At 69.6% G+C, this 14,050-nt stretch carries 13 protein-coding genes; 4 read left to right on the forward strand and 9 right to left on the reverse strand.

What is annotated here, in order from left to right; translation table 11 throughout:
* Positions 1–130: 130 nt before the first annotated feature.
* The 3 genes from ABZ822_RS20465 to ABZ822_RS20475 all read right to left on the reverse strand — a co-directional run bounded on the left by ABZ822_RS20465 (position 131) and on the right by ABZ822_RS20475 (position 2,710).
* On the reverse strand, positions 131–1,198 hold the full coding sequence (locus tag ABZ822_RS20465; RefSeq protein WP_360855756.1) for a Rieske 2Fe-2S domain-containing protein: 1,068 nt from the start codon (positions 1,196–1,198) through the stop codon (positions 131–133).
* Entirely contained in the window at positions 1,195–2,004 is an 810-nt protein-coding gene (locus ABZ822_RS20470; protein WP_360855759.1) for a c-type cytochrome, read from the reverse strand. The genes ABZ822_RS20465 and ABZ822_RS20470 overlap by 4 nt, the downstream gene beginning before the upstream one ends.
* Before the next feature lie 85 nt (positions 2,005–2,089).
* Positions 2,090–2,710, reverse strand: coding sequence for a heme-copper oxidase subunit III (locus ABZ822_RS20475; RefSeq protein WP_360855762.1), 621 nt, complete (start codon positions 2,708–2,710; stop codon positions 2,090–2,092).
* A gap of 135 nt (positions 2,711–2,845) precedes the next feature.
* Between ABZ822_RS20475 and ABZ822_RS20480 the strand changes: the two genes are divergently transcribed.
* Entirely contained in the window at positions 2,846–3,247 is a 402-nt protein-coding gene (locus tag ABZ822_RS20480; RefSeq protein WP_360855765.1) for a hypothetical protein, read from the forward strand.
* A 48-nt stretch (positions 3,248–3,295) separates the two neighbouring features.
* On the opposite strand, the gene ABZ822_RS20485 is transcribed toward ABZ822_RS20480, so the two are convergent.
* The 4 genes from ABZ822_RS20485 to coxB form a co-directional block, all read right to left on the reverse strand.
* On the reverse strand, positions 3,296–4,528 hold the full coding sequence (locus ABZ822_RS20485; protein ID WP_360855768.1) for an Ig-like domain-containing protein: 1,233 nt from the start codon (positions 4,526–4,528) through the stop codon (positions 3,296–3,298).
* A gap of 114 nt (positions 4,529–4,642) precedes the next feature.
* The gene (locus ABZ822_RS20490; protein WP_360855771.1) at positions 4,643–5,041 is read right to left on the reverse strand and encodes a cytochrome c oxidase subunit 4; all 399 of its coding nucleotides are present in this window, start codon (positions 5,039–5,041) and stop codon (positions 4,643–4,645) included.
* Positions 5,038–6,774 carry a cytochrome c oxidase subunit I gene (ctaD, locus tag ABZ822_RS20495; RefSeq protein ID WP_360855774.1) on the reverse strand — a complete coding sequence of 579 codons (1,737 nt, stop codon included), beginning with the start codon at positions 6,772–6,774 and terminating at the stop codon, positions 5,038–5,040. Before ctaD ends, ABZ822_RS20490 begins: the two co-directional genes overlap by 4 nt.
* A complete protein-coding gene (gene coxB / locus ABZ822_RS20500; RefSeq protein ID WP_360855778.1) occupies positions 6,771–7,733 on the reverse strand; it encodes a cytochrome c oxidase subunit II in 963 nt (320 codons plus the stop codon). The genes ctaD and coxB overlap by 4 nt, the downstream gene beginning before the upstream one ends.
* Positions 7,734–8,232: 499 nt before the next feature.
* Here coxB and ABZ822_RS20505 point away from each other — a divergent pair, with 499 nt between their 5' ends.
* On the forward strand, positions 8,233–9,747 hold the full coding sequence (locus ABZ822_RS20505; RefSeq protein WP_360855780.1) for an aminotransferase class V-fold PLP-dependent enzyme: 1,515 nt from the start codon (positions 8,233–8,235) through the stop codon (positions 9,745–9,747).
* 559 nt (positions 9,748–10,306) lie between these two features.
* On the opposite strand, the gene ABZ822_RS20510 is transcribed toward ABZ822_RS20505, so the two are convergent.
* Positions 10,307–11,281: a carbohydrate kinase family protein gene (locus ABZ822_RS20510; RefSeq protein WP_360855783.1), complete on the reverse strand. Its 975-nt coding sequence runs from the start codon at positions 11,279–11,281 to the stop codon at positions 10,307–10,309.
* Positions 11,282–11,496: 215 nt separating this feature from the next.
* Here ABZ822_RS20510 and ABZ822_RS20515 point away from each other — a divergent pair, with 215 nt between their 5' ends.
* The gene (locus tag ABZ822_RS20515; protein ID WP_360856285.1) at positions 11,497–11,712 is read left to right on the forward strand and encodes a hypothetical protein; all 216 of its coding nucleotides are present in this window, start codon (positions 11,497–11,499) and stop codon (positions 11,710–11,712) included.
* A 106-nt stretch (positions 11,713–11,818) separates the two neighbouring features.
* Positions 11,819–13,450 carry a hypothetical protein gene (locus tag ABZ822_RS20520; RefSeq protein WP_360855786.1) on the forward strand — a complete coding sequence of 544 codons (1,632 nt, stop codon included), beginning with the start codon at positions 11,819–11,821 and terminating at the stop codon, positions 13,448–13,450.
* Between the two features lie 180 nt (positions 13,451–13,630).
* Here ABZ822_RS20520 and erpA read toward each other — a convergent pair whose 3' ends face one another.
* Entirely contained in the window at positions 13,631–13,987 is a 357-nt protein-coding gene (erpA, locus tag ABZ822_RS20525) for an iron-sulfur cluster insertion protein ErpA (protein ID WP_360855789.1), read from the reverse strand.
* Between the last annotated feature and the right edge of the window lie 63 nt (positions 13,988–14,050).

Below are 14,050 nucleotides of genomic sequence, written 5' to 3' on the forward strand. Positions count from 1 at the left end.
AACGACCAGTGGTCCGGGAAGATCTTGCGCATATTGCTCTTCGCCAGGCCGTAGATGCCCAGCCGGCCGTCCGCCCAGTCCGCGATCCGCTCACCGCGCGGCGCCTGACGACGCTTGTCGGTTGCCGTACTCATCCGCGCTCCCAGAAGCTCGGGCCGACCGGCTCCTCGAAGTCGCCGAGCGCTTCGAGGTAACCGTCCTTGTTCACACCGATCCGCAGCTGAGGCAGCGCGTGACCGGCAGGGCCGAAGATGACCCGGCCGCCGTCCGAGAGGTCGAACGTGGACTGGTGGCAGGGGCAGAGCACGTGGTGCGTCTGCTGCTCGTACAGGCTGATCGGGCAACCGACGTGGGTGCAGATCTTCGAGTACGCCACGATGCCCTGGTGCGACCAGTCGAGCTCGCGCTTGTCCTTGATGTTCTCCGGCTGCAGCCGGACGATCATCAGCGCGGCCTTGGCGATCTGGGTCTGGTACTCGTGCGCGTCCTCCTCCAGGCCCTCGGGCTTGGCGAAGGTCAGCGAACCGACCATCACGTCCTCGGGACGCAGCGGCTCATCGGTGTTCTGGTTGATGAGCAGCTTGCCCTTGGACCACAGCGTGTGGCGGAGCTTGTCCTCGGGCAGCGGGCCGAGATCGCGCAGCAGCACCACGCCGGAGAGCGGCACCATGGCCAGCGCGCCGAACATGGTGTTGCGGATCAGCTTGCGGCGGCCGAAGCCCGACTCCTTGGCGCCCTGCTGGAAGTCGGACATCACCTTGGCCTTGACCTCGGGCGACGCCTCGATCGGGTGCCGGTCGTCCGCGGTCTCCACGTCCGACATCAGCGTGCGCGCCCAGTGGACGGCGCCGGCGCCGATGCAGAAGAGGGCGATGCCCAGGGTGGTGCCGAGCGCGAAGTTCAGCGCGCTGATGTGGCCGATCGGCCACACGTACACGATGTCCTCGATGCCGATGGTCACGTACGCCGCGATGAACGCGATCGTGGCCAGCATCGAGACCGTGAAGAGCAGCGCGACCGTCCGCTCGGACCGCCTGGCGGCCCGCTCGTCGATGTCCTGGATGCGCGGCTGATGGGGCGGCAGCCCGGGGTCGGCGAACGGGTCCTCGGCGCGGGCCAGCGTGCCGGCCCCGGCCTTGGCCTGCTCGCTCGGCAGGTTTTCTTCGGACACGTCTTTGTTGGATCCAGTCTCACTCATGACTTCTTGGCCTTTGCGGTGTGCGCGGCGACCCAGACGGCGGCGGCGATCATCACGCCCAGGCCGAAGATCCAGCCGAACAGGCCCTCACTGACCGGGCCGAGCCCGCCCAGCTCGAAGCCACCGGGAGAGGGAGAGTCGTCCTCACCGACTGCCTTGAGGTACGCGATGATGTCGCGCTTGTCCTGCTCGGGCATCGTCGTGTCCGGGAAGGACGGCATCTGCTGCGGGCCCGTCTGCATGGCCTCGTAGACGTGCTTGGGGTCGACGCCTTCCAGCTCCGGGGCGTATTTGCCGCCGGTCAGGGCGCCGCCCTTGCCGGTGAAGTTGTGGCACTGCGCGCAGTTGGTCCGGAAGAGCTGACCGCCGTTGGCGATGTCCGCGCCGCTCGGGTCGTACTGCTCCTTGGTCGGAGTGATCGGGCCCGCTCCGAGCGAGGCGATGTACGCGCCGAGCTGATCGATCTCGGCCTGCGAGTACACCTTCGGCTTCTCCGGCACCTGCGCGCCGGGCTGCTGCGCCGGCATGCGGCCGGTGCCGACCTGGAAGTCGACGGCGGCGGAGCCGACGCCGACCAGGCTCGGGCCGTCAGAGGAGCCCTGACCGCCGGTGCCGTGGCAACTCGCGCAGCCGACGGCATAGAGCTTCTTGCCCTCCTCGATGGCAAGGGTCTGGGCGGTGTCTTGCGCCTGCGCCTTGTCCGCGGGCGCGAACGCTGCGTACAGCCCCCCGGTGACCGCCAGCGCGAAGAGTAGGACGACGAGCGCCGCCAGCGGATGGCGCCGTCGTGCGGAGAGCTTTTTCACGGATTACCCCGGTGTCAGGATCTTCTGCGTCGATGCTTTGGGTATGTCTGTGCGGTAACGCGGGTCCGGCGGACCGGACGGCCCGTTACTTGATCATGTAGATCGTGGCGAAGAGGCCGATCCAGACGACATCGACGAAGTGCCAGTAGTAGGACACGACGATGGCCGCCGTGGCCTGTTCGTGGGTGAACCTCCTGGCCGCGTACGTCCTGCCGAGGACCAGGAGGAAGGCGAACAGACCGCCCGTCACATGGAGTCCGTGGAAACCGGTGGTCAGGTAGAACACCGAGCCGTACGGGTCGGACGAGAGCGAGAGACCCTCGTGCTTGACCAGCTCCGTGTACTCGTAGATCTGACCGCCGATGAAGACGGCGCCCATGACGAAGGTGATCACGAACCACATGCGCAGCTTCTTCACGTCACCGCGCTCGGCGGCGAAGACGCCGAGCTGGCAGGTGAGGGAGGAGAGCACCAGGATCGTGGTGTTCGTCGCCGAGAACGGGAAGTTCAGGGCGTCGGCCATGTCCTTCCAGTGCTCGGGACCGGTCACCGATCGCAGGGTGAAGTACATCGCGAAGAGGGCCGCGAAGAACATCAGCTCGGAACTCAGCCAGATGATGGTTCCGACGCTGGTGAGGTTCGGCCGATTGACCGACGGGTGCGCGTGCCCGGTGTCTACTGTCGTTGCTGTCGCCACGACCGACATTATGTCGGTCGCTTATCCCGCCCTCACTCCGGGGGGTACCGTTCGGTGTGTCAGCACTTCGGACCCCTCCTCGACAGGGCCTTCGGCGGAGTAGGCTCCGCCAGGCGGACCCAACGTCGACGACACGGAGGAACGATGCAGCCGACTGCCACGGTGCTGGTCTACAGCGATGACGCGGGCACCCGCGAGCAGGTACGGCTGGCGACGGGGCGGCGCCCCGCTCCCGGTCTCCCCGACGTCGAGTTCGTCGAGTGCGCGACCCAGCCGGCCGTCCTGGACGCCCTGGAGGCCGGCGGGATCGACGTCTGTGTTCTGGACGGCGAGGCGACGCCCTCGGGCGGCATGGGCATCTGCCGGCAGATCAAGGACGAGATCTTCCGCTGCCCGCCCGTCCTGCTGCTGATCGGGCGCCCGCAGGACGCCTGGCTGGCGACCTGGAGCCGGGCGGACGCGGCGGTCACGCACCCGATCGACCCGGTGGAGTTCGCGGAGGCGCTGGCCGGGCTTCTGCGGACGCGCCTCGCCGTCGAGGCCTGACCCTTCGGAGCCGCGCCCTCAGGGCCGTGAGCCGTCAGGCCTCGGCCCTCAGACCGAGGGCCGCAGGCGGGCGGAGTCGGCGGGAGTGCTGTCGACGTGGCTCCCCGCGGGGACCACGGCGCTGCCCTTGCGCCACTTCGCCCAGTCCACGTTCCAGTCGCCGAAGCCGTTGTCGAACGGCGTCATCATGTCGCCGTTGCTGCCGACCACTTGGACGACGTCCCCGACCTTGACGGTGTCGAAGAACCACTTCGCGGCCTCGGTGCTCATGCCCGTGCAGCCGTGGCTGACGTTCGCGGCCCCCTGCGATCCGGTGGACCACGGGGCGGCGTGCAGGTACTCACCGCTCCAGGTCACACGGGTCGCCCAGTAGACCGGAAGGTCGTAGAAGTCCGAGGCGCCGATGCTCGCGCTGGTCATCCGTACGAAGGATTCCTTGGCAAGGATGACCTTGACCCCGTTGCGGGTGTCGTAGCCGGGCTTGCCCGTGGTCACCGGAATCGTTCGGATGACTTTGCCGTTGCGCTTGACCGTCAGCGTGTGGGCGGCGGCGTCGGTGATCGCCTCGACGCGGTCGCCGATGGTCAGCTTCAGAGGCTTGGCCGAGCCGCCGTAGCGCTTCCCTACCTTGATGCCGTCGAGCTGACTGCGTACCTCGACCGTGGCCCCGGCCGGCCAGTACTCGCGGGGGCGGAAGTGCAGGGTCTTGTCGTTGGCCCAGGTCCAGCCGCCCTCGACGTGGGGCTGGGAGTCGACCTTCAGCGCGCGCTCGACGGTCGCGCGCTCCTCGGGGCTCTTGACCGAGTGGCTCAGCTCCGCGGTGACGGGCTGGCCGACGCCGTAGGTGCCGCTGTCCGGTCCGAGAGTGACCTTCAGCTGCTTGCCGGCGGGCGTGGTGTCGAAGCCGATCGTGCGTCGGCCGGGAGCGCCGTCATCGTCCTCGGTACTCACCCGGACGGTGTAGTGGGCGCCTGCGGCCAGCGGGGAGGTGCTGCGCCAGCGGGTGCCGTCGGCGGAGAGTTCGCCGCGCACGTAGCGCCCTGCGGCGTCCGTGGCGGTCACGTCGGTGATCCTGCCGTCGTCGTCCTTGGCGGATATCTCCAGCGGCTTGTCGGGGTCTATCTTGCCGCCGTCATCCGCGTTGAAGGCTATCTGGTCGGCCGCGTCGTACGGCGTGGCCGAGAGCGGGTGACCGTCGTCGCAGGCGCCGGCGAATATCGCCAGCGGGGCTATCAGCAGAGCGCACCCTGCTGCCGTCCGGATTCGAGAGGTGTGACTCATGGTCACAAAATAAGAAAACCGGGATGAATCGGCGCGTCGGATGGGTGCAAACGGGTGGGGCCCGGGCAACCTGAGAGGTTGCCCGGGCCCGGTGTCCTGCGTGCGCGGGGTGCGCTACTGGGTGCGGTTCTCGCCCCGGTAGTACTCGAAGACCCAGCCCCACAGGCCCACGAGGATGACCGGCAGCGAGAAGTACAGCAGCCACCAGCCGAAGACGACGCCCATGAAGGCCAGCGCGCCACCCATGGCCAGGGAGAGCGGCTGCCAGCTGTGCGGGCTGAAGAAGCCCAGGTCGCCGGCGTCGTCGGCGACGTCCGCCTCCTTGTTGTCCTGCGCCCCGGTGTCCACCCGGCGAGCCGTGAAGGCCAGGTAGTAGCCGATCATGATGGACAGGCCGAAGGCCAGGAAGAGCGCCGTGGTGCCCACCGGCTCCTTCGACCACACGCCGTAGACGATGGCCATGGCCAGGATGAAGACGGCCAGCCAGATGAACATGCGACCCTGGATCTTCACTTCCCGGCCTCCTTGCCCTTGCCGCCCGCGAGCTCCTTCTCACCCGCGTGGAACTGGAGCTCGTCCAGCGCCGCGATCTCGGGGTGATGCAGGTCGAACGCCGGGGATTCGGAACGGATCCGCGGCAGGGTGAGGAAGTTGTGGCGCGGCGGCGGGCAGGAGGTCGCCCACTCCAGCGAGCGGCCGTAGCCCCACGGGTCGTCGACCTCGACCTTCTTGCCGTACTTGGCCGTCTTCCAGACGTTGTAGAGGAACGGCAGGATCGAGGCGCCGAGCAGGAACGAGCTGATCGACGAGATCGTGTTCAGCGTGGTGAAGCCGTCCGCGGCGAGGTAGTCCGCGTAACGCCGCGGCATGCCCTCCGCGCCCAGCCAGTGCTGGACCAGGAACGTGCCGTGGAAGCCGATGAACAGCGTCCAGAACGTGATCTTGCCGAGCCGCTCGTCCAGCATCTTGCCGGTCCACTTCGGCCACCAGAAGTGGAAGCCGGCGAACATCGCGAAGACGACGGTGCCGAACACCACGTAGTGGAAGTGGGCGACGACGAAGTACGAGTCCGAGACGTGGAAGTCCAGCGGCGGCGAGGCCAGGATGACACCCGTCAGGCCACCGAAGAGGAAGGTGATCAGGAAGCCGACGGACCACAGCATCGGGGTCTCGAAACTGAGACTGCCCTTCCACATGGTGCCGATCCAGTTGAAGAACTTCACACCGGTCGGTACCGCGATCAGGAAGGTCATGAACGAGAAGAACGGTAGGAGCACGCCGCCTGTGACGTACATGTGGTGCGCCCACACCGTGACCGAGAGGCCGGCGATCGAGACCGTGGCGGCGATCAGACCGATGTAGCCGAACATCGGCTTACGGCTGAAGACCGGGATGACCTCGGAGACGATGCCGAAGAACGGCAGCGCGATGATGTACACCTCTGGATGGCCGAAGAACCAGAAGAGATGTTGCCAGAGCAACGCCCCTCCGTTGGCCGCGTCGAAGATGTGCGATCCGAACTTCCGGTCCGCCTCCAGCGCGAGCAGCGCGGCCGCCAGCACCGGGAACGCGATGAGCACCAGCACACCGGTCAGCAGGACGTTCCAGGTGAAGATCGGCATCCGGAACATCGTCATGCCGGGGGCGCGCATGCAGATGATGGTGGTGATGAAGTTGACCGAGCCGAGGATCGTGCCGAAGCCGGAGAAGGCCAGACCCATGATCCACATGTCGGCGCCCACACCCGGGGAACGGACCGCGTCCGAGAGCGGGGAGTAGGCGAACCAGCCGAAGTCCGCGGCGCCCTGCGGGGTGAGGAATCCACCGACCGCGATGAGCGAACCGAAGAGGTAGAGCCAGTAGGCGAACATGTTCAGCCGCGGGAACGCCACATCGGGCGCGCCGATCTGCAGCGGCATGATCCAGTTCGCGAAGCCGGCGAACAGCGGCGTCGCGAACATCAGCAGCATCACGGTGCCGTGCATCGTGAACGCCTGGTTGAACTGCTCGTTCGACATGATCTGCGTGCCGGGGCGGGCCAGTTCGGCGCGCATCAGCAGCGCCATCACGCCGCCGATCACGAAGAAGACGAACGAGGTGGCGAGGTAGAGCGTGCCGATCGTCTTGTGGTCGGTGGTCGTCAGCCACTTGACCACGACGTTGCCGGGCTCCCTGCGGTGCGGCGGCAGCTCGTCCTCGTAGGAGTCCGTCCCGGCGGCACCCTGGGGTTCGTTGAGGATGCTCATTCTTCGTTCGTCTCCGCATTCTTGGCGGCATCAGTCTGGGGAATGCCGGACTTGATGTAGCCGGTCTGGCCCTGCTTCGCCAGGTCCTTCAGGTGCGCCCGGTACCGCTCGGGGGAGACGACCTTGACGTTGAAGAGCATGCGTGCGTGGTCGACACCGCAGAGCTCGGCGCACTTGCCCCGGAACGTGCCTTCCTTGTCCGGAGTGACCTGGAAGACGTTGGTGTGGCCGGGGATGACGTCCTGCTTGAACAGGAACGGCAGCACCCAGAACGAGTGGATGACGTCACGCGAGGTCAGGATGAACTGGACCGTCTCGCCCTTCGGCAGCCACAGGGTCGGACCCGGGCTCGGGTTGCCCTTCGTCCACTCGCCCGGCGTGCCCGTGTCGTAGACGCCCTCGGCGCCCTTGGGCACGGCCTCGAGCCGCTTGTCCGGGATGGTGCTGACCGCGGCGGGGACCTTGGCGGGAGTGCTCAGGTCGCCGTCGACGTTCTCCATGTAGTTGAAGCCCCAGCTCCACTGGTAGCCCACGACGTTGATGACGTGGTCCGGCTTCTTGGAGGTCTTCAGCAGCTCGCTCTCATCGCGGGCGGTGAAGTAGAAGAGCACCGCGACGATGATGATCGGGACCACGGTGTAGAGGGCCTCGATCGGCATGTTGTACCGCGTCTGCGGAGGAACCTCGACCTTGGTCCTGGACCTCCTGTGGAAGATGACGCTCCACAGGATCAGACCCCACACCAGCACGCCCGTGGCGAGCGCAGCCGCCCATGAGCCCTGCCAGAGGAAGAGGATCCGCGGCGCCTCCTCCGTGACAGGGGTTGGCATACCGAGGCGGGGAAAGTCCTTATATGTGCAACCGGTGGCGGTCGCAAGGACCAGGCCCGCGGCCAGCGCCTGCGGCAGCTTCCGCCGCATCGGGCGCCGCGACGAGCGGTCGGAGCCGTTGGGACTCACGTAGCGCCTTCCCGAGAGTCTCGCCCGCGCGGCCGGCTGCGGCCGTCTCGCTGGTCGGTCGCCGGCCCTGTCGCGGGCAGGGGTTTGATGTTTATGCGGACCAAACCCTACTGGACGCAATTTGGGGTCGCGCGGGGAGGGTGCCCAACGCGGCGCGCCGCGCCCCGAAGGGGTGGAACGGGCCGCCCCGCTCGCCTTCTGACACGCCCTCGCATAGCGCGTGAGCAGCGCAGTCGGCACGCCGCGGCACCGTGCCGCGTGAGCGTCCCCCACCGCTCCGGCAAGCCGCGGACGGTGCCCCCTGGCGCCGGTCCTCGTCCACGACCGCGGGCCCATCCGGTTCCCCGCACGGACGGCCGCGACCGGCCCGCGTCCCGTTGGTGCACGCACCGCGCCACGAGCCCCCCTCGACGGCGTGCGCCCCGGGTCGCGACCACCGCGTGCCTGGTGGCGGGCGGTCCGCGGCCGGACCGCGCCCGGGCCGCGTTAGCGTTCATACGTGGTCTACTTCGATTCCGCGTCGTCCGCTCCGCTCCATCCCGTCGCCCGCCAGGCGCTGGTGGCCTCGCTCGACGAGGGGTGGGCCGACCCGGCCAGGCTGTACCGGGAAGGGCGACGTGCGCGGCTGCTGCTTGACGCCGCCCGCGAGGCCGCGGCCGAGGCCGTCGGCTGCCGGCCCGACGAACTGGTCTTCACTCCCTCCGGTACCCGCGCCGTGCACAGCGGGGTCGCCGGTGCCCTGGCCGGGAGGCGCCGTACCGGCCGGCACCTGGTCGTCTCCGCCGTCGAGCACTCCTCCGTCCTGCACGCCGCCGAGACGCACCGGGCAGCCGGCGGCGAGAGCGACGAGGTCGCCGTGGACCGGGCGGGCCGGGTGGACGCGCCGGCGTACGCGGCGGCGCTGCGCCCTGACACCGCCCTGGCCTGCCTGCAGTCCGCCAACCACGAGGTGGGCACCGAGCAGCCGGTGGCCGAGGTCGCGCGTGTGTGCGCAGGGGCGGGTGTGCCGCTGCTGGTGGACGCCGCGCAGTCGCTGCCGTGGGGGCGGGTGGAGGGCGACTGGTCGCTGCTGACCGCGAGCGCCCACAAGTGGGGCGGGCCGCCCGGGGCGGGCCTGCTCGTCGTACGCAAGGGGGTGCGGTTCGCGGCCCAAGGGCCCGCGGACGAACGGGAGTCGGGTCGCGCGCCCGGTTTCGAGAACATCCCGGTGATCGTGGCCGCGGCCGCCTCGCTCCGGGCCGTGCAGCAGGAGGCGGCCGAGGAGCGCGAGCGGCTGCGGGGGCTGGTGGACCGGATCCGGCGGCGGGTGCCCGAACTGGTGCCGGACGTCGAGGTCGTGGGCGACCCCGTGCGGCGGCTGCCCCATCTCGTCACCTTTTCCTGTCTCTATGTCGACGGAGAGACACTGCTGCACGAGCTGGACCGTGCGGGTTTCTCGGTCTCCTCGGGGTCGTCGTGCACGTCCAGCACGCTGACGCCGAGCCATGTGCTGAAGGCGATGGGGGTGCTCTCGGAGGGAAACGTCCGGGTGTCGCTGCCGTCCGGTACGCGGGAGGAGGACGTGGAGCGGTTCCTGGCCGTGCTGCCGGAGGCGGTACGGGGCGTACGCGAGCAGCTCGGCGCTCCGTCCGGCGGGCCGGTGGCCGTCGCGGCAGCCCCCGCGGCGGAAGCAGCCGCCGCGGAACCGGAGGCGGAACCCCGGGCGGACGCGGACACCGGAGCGGACGCGGAGCCCGAGGCGGGCGGCGCGGAGCCCGGAGCGGGCGCGGACGCTCGCGGCGACGAGACGCCCGCCCTCACCGTCGACTCGCTCGGCAAGCGCTGCCCGGTCCCGGTCATCGAACTCGCCAAAGTCATCGGGGACATCGGGATCGGCGAGATCGTGGCCGTCCTCTCGGACGACGAGGCGGCGCGGCTGGACTTCCCCGCCTGGTGCGCGATGCGGGACCAGGAGTACGTCGGCGAGCGCCCGGCCGACCGGGGCACGGCCTATCTGGTACGCCGACGCTCCTGAACTCGGACTCCCCGGAACGAAATTACTTGCCGCTGGTCAAGCGATTCACCAACGGGTCCCCGGTCCGGCTCAACCGATGTCCAGGAGGACGCCATGGACGCTCTCGTCTCGCGCCTGCGGCGCAAGGAAGGAGCATCGGGGCGGCTGGGGCGGGGCCAAGGTCCGCGTCCGCAGGTAAGCCCGGTGTCCCTGCGGGGTCCCCAGGCGCGCTCGGGCCCCGCGCTTCCCTCGGGCACCCGTGGTGAAAATGCTTGCCTCCGGTCAAGCAATGCGAAAACAGGTCCCCCGGGTCCGGCTCGACCGATGCCCTGGTCGGTCTGTTGCGCAACCGGGCGACGACACCACCCTCGGACGCCCGGCTCAGCCAGGCCCGGCCCATGCCCGATGCTCGAACACCCGCCGCCGGGCCGCCACCCGGACAACAACCCCCACACGAACCGGCAGCCCTGATCTACGGAATGCAACAACGGTCAGCCGTGGCGTCCGCCCACCCACCCTCGTCGGGCGGGTGGGCGGAAGATCCCCGGGGCCGCGGTTCACCCGCGGCCCCCGGGGCGCGTCAGGACAGGTGCGCCTTGACCTCGGCGGCGGCCTCGTGGCCGTACGCCTTGGTGAAGCGGTCCATGAAGTGGCCGCGCCGCAGCTCGTACTCCTGCGTCCCGATCGTCTCGATCACCAGCGTGGCCAGCATGCAGCCGAGCTGGGCCGACCGCTCCAGCGGCAGCTTCCAGGAGACGCCCGCCAGGAAGCCCGCGCGGAAGGCGTCGCCCACACCGGTCGGGTCGGCCTTGCTCTCCTCCTCGGGGCAGCCGACCTCGAGCGGCTGCTCGCCCTGGCGCTCGATGCGGACGCCCTTGGCGCCGAGCGTCGTCACGCGCGTGCCGACCTTGGCGAGGATCTCGTCCGCCGTCCAGCCGGTCTTGGACTCGATCAGGGCCTTCTCGTACTCGTTGGTGAAGAGGTACGCGGCGCCCTCGACGAGGACGCGGATGTCGTCGCCCTCCATGCGTGCGAGCTGCTGCGAGGGGTCCGCGGCGAAGGGGATGCCGCGCGAACGGCACTCCTCGGTGTGGCGGATCATCGCCTCGGGGTCGTCGGCGCCGATCAGCACCATCTCGAGGCCGCCGACGCGGTCCGCGACCGGCTTCAGCTCGATGTTGCGGGCCTCGCTCATCGCGCCGGTGTAGAAGGACGCGATCTGGTTGTGGTCGGCGTCGGTGGTGCAGACGAACCGCGCCGTGTGGAGCATCTCGGAGATGTGGACCGAGGAGGTGTCGACCCCGTGGCGGTCCAGCCAGGCGCGGTACTCGGCGAAGTCGTCGCCCGCGGCGCCGACGAGGATGGGGCGCAGACCGAGAAGGCCCATGCCGTAGCAGATGTTCGGCCCGACGCCGCCACGGCGCACGTCGAGGGTGTCGACCAGGAAGGAGAGCGAGACCGTATGCAGCTGGTCCGCGACCAATTGGTCGGCGAATCGGCCGGGAAAGGTCATCAGATGGTCGGTGGCGATGGAGCCGGTGACAGCGATGCGCACGACGGATCTGCTCCTGCGGCGAGTGAAGGGATGAGTGGACGATCGCGCTGCGAACGAGCGGTGAAAGGACCGGCATCCACGCTACCGGCTCCCCACGCTCCGTTCCGACGCGGCAAAACTACCCGATAGTAGGTCTTTCTCGGTCCCCCGGGGCTGCTTACCGTTCATGGTGTCGGGGTCTGCGGCGTTGCCGACCCCTCGGACCGGGAGTGCCCATGACCAAGCACGCCGATTCCTCCGTTCCGTCCGTCACGGCCGAGCCGGAGTCGATGGACGAGCTGCGGGGCGACTGTGCCCGCATGGCCCCGCACTGGGCCTCCGCCGCCCGTTCCGCCCCCGCCGAGCACGTGTCGCCGTCTCGGATCCAGGGCGTCACGGTGCCGCCCGCGTCGGCCCATCTCCTGGACGGAATGTCCGAGTACGGCGACTGACCGGAACCCCACGGGAACCACACGCTCCTCTGCTCCGTCCAATCCGCGTCCCCGGATGAGGGACCCGACATTGAGAAGTGTCGAGCGGAGCCGAAGGAGCTGAACGGTGAGCACCGAGAACACTCCCCCCACCCCGGACGGCGAGGACCGGACCGAGGACACCTCGAAGAGCGCACCGGCCCCCGAGACCCGTACGGCCGCCCCGGGGCGGCGTCGCTCCGGTCTTGTGGCCGCCTCGGTGGCGGTCGCAGTGCTGCTGGCCGGTGGCGGCGGCGCGTACTGGGCCTCGACCGCTTCGGACGGCGGGGGCGACGACACGTCGTCCTCGGGCGAGGGCGAACCGCCGCCGCTGCGGCTGGACGGCTACGGTCAGTCCTCCGCCGAGGACGGCCGCGGCATCGCCCCGGGCGAGCCCAACCCGAACGGCAGCCGTTACCGCGCCCTGGGCGACCTGCCCGACGGGCCTGGCTCGGCGCCGGTCTACGAGGCGCGCAGCGGCGTGACCCGGGCGCAGGCCGAGAAGCTGGCCGACGCCCTGGGCGTCAAGGGAGCGCCCCGGGACGTCAGCGGATCATGGAAGTTCGGGCTGAACCGTGACGCCTCCGGGCCGACGCTGAGCGTCAGCAAGAAGGCCCCGGGCACCTGGACCTTCCTGCGCTACGGCAACGCCTCCGGGTGCGCCGAGCCGCCGATGAGCGGACCGAAGGACGGACAGGGCACCGGCGCCGAGGGCTCCACGAGCCCGCGCTGCCCCGCCCCCGGCGACGGGCAGGACGGCACCGAGGGCCACGGCAAGGACCCCGTCTCCGAGGAGCGGGCGAAGTCCGTGGCCGGGCCGGTGCTCAAGACGATGGGTCTGACGGGCGCCAAGCTGGACGCGAGCCGTACGACGGGCGCCATCCGTGAGGTGAACGCCAACCCGGTGAAGGACGACCTGCCCACGCACGGCTGGCAGACCGGCCTGCAGGTGGGTGCCGACGGCCAGGTCGTCGCCGGCAACGGCCACCTCACCGAGCTGGCCAAGGGCGCCGACTACCCGGTGCTCACGGCCGAGGACACGCTGAAGCGGCTCAACAAGTCGAGCAGTGGCGGCACGGTCGGCATCCCCGAGTGCGCCTCGGCGGTGCCCCACAAGGAGGGTGAGGCGGAGACGCCGCCGTGCGCCGAGCCGAAGAAGGCCAAGCCGGGCGGGAAGCCCGCGGCGCCGGCGAAGCCACTGGAGGTCAAGGACGCCGTCTTCGGTCTCGCCGTCCAGTTCGTGGAGGGGCGCGAGACGCTGGTGCCCTCATGGATGTTCGAGGTCCGGCCGACGGGTGCCGCGGCGGACGCGGCGACGTACACGGTCACGCACCCCGCGGTGAAGGACAAGTACATCGAGGAGTCCACGCCGGCGCCGTCCGAGCCGGGCGGTGACGAGCAGACGTCCGAGCCGGGCAAGCCCGGGGCGTCCCCGCGGGTGACGTCCTACAGCGCCGACGGCAAGACGGTGACGCTGCGCTTCTGGGGCGGGGTGTGCCACACCTACAGCGCCAAGGCCGACACCTCGCTGTCCGACAAGGTCGTCGTCCGCGTCACCGGCAAGGAGAAGAAGCCGGGCCAGGTGTGCGTGAAGATGGCCAAGGAGTACGAGGAGAAGGTCACGCTGGACAAGCCGCTGGGCGACCGTGAGCTCATGGACGCGTCGACCGGCAAGGCCGTGACGAAGGGTTCCGGCAAGGCCGGGCCCGAGGCCCGGTGACACGCGGGGCCGGGCTTCACCGCAGGGCCGGGCTTCACGACCACGCACGCCGAAGGCGGCGGACCGAGGATGGTCCGCCGCCTTCGGCGTGCGTGGTGCCGGTGCGTCGTACGCACCGCGCGTCCGGCTCCGGCCCGGAGCCCGGGCGGACCCGGGACTCCTGGGTAGGAACCCGGGCTCCTAGTGGAAGGAGTCGCCGCAGGCGCAGGAGCCGGTCGCGTTGGGGTTGTCGATGGTGAAGCCCTGCTTCTCGATGGTGTCGACGAAGTCGATGGAGGCACCGATCAGGTACGGAGCGCTCATCCGGTCGGTGACGACCTTCACGCCGTCGAAGTCCTTCACGACATCGCCGTCGAGCGAACGCTCGTCGAAGAAGAGCTGGTAGCGCAGGCCGGAGCAGCCACCGGGCTGGACGGCGACGCGCAGCGCGAGGTCATCGCGGCCCTCCTGCTCCAGCAGGCTCTTGACCTTCGACGCGGCGGCGTCGGACAGAATGATGCCGTCGCTCACGCTGGTCTTCTCGTCCTGAACGGACATCTGCTCTCTCCCGGGTTGTTCGGACTGCTTGCCGTCGGTCAGAACCAACGGGGCCGCGGATTC

The sequence above is a fragment of the Streptomyces sp. NPDC047108 genome, from assembly GCF_040643575.1.
GTDB lineage: Bacteria > Actinomycetota > Actinomycetes > Streptomycetales > Streptomycetaceae > Streptomyces.

Excerpts from the sequence above, each read along its gene's own strand:
- ABZ822_RS20465 (WP_360855756.1), bottom strand. The coding sequence starts at position 1,198 with ATGAGTGAGACTGGATCCAACAAAGACGTGTCCGAAGAAAACCTGCCG.
- ABZ822_RS20475 (WP_360855762.1), bottom strand. The coding sequence starts at position 2,710 with ATGTCGGTCGTGGCGACAGCAACGACAGTAGACACCGGGCACGCGCAC.
- ABZ822_RS20480 (WP_360855765.1), top strand. The coding sequence starts at position 2,846 with ATGCAGCCGACTGCCACGGTGCTGGTCTACAGCGATGACGCGGGCACC.
- ABZ822_RS20485 (WP_360855768.1), bottom strand. The coding sequence starts at position 4,528 with ATGAGTCACACCTCTCGAATCCGGACGGCAGCAGGGTGCGCTCTGCTG.
- ctaD (WP_360855774.1), bottom strand. The coding sequence starts at position 6,774 with ATGAGCATCCTCAACGAACCCCAGGGTGCCGCCGGGACGGACTCCTAC.
- ABZ822_RS20515 (WP_360856285.1), top strand. The coding sequence starts at position 11,497 with ATGACCAAGCACGCCGATTCCTCCGTTCCGTCCGTCACGGCCGAGCCG.
- erpA (WP_360855789.1), bottom strand. The coding sequence starts at position 13,987 with ATGTCCGTTCAGGACGAGAAGACCAGCGTGAGCGACGGCATCATTCTG.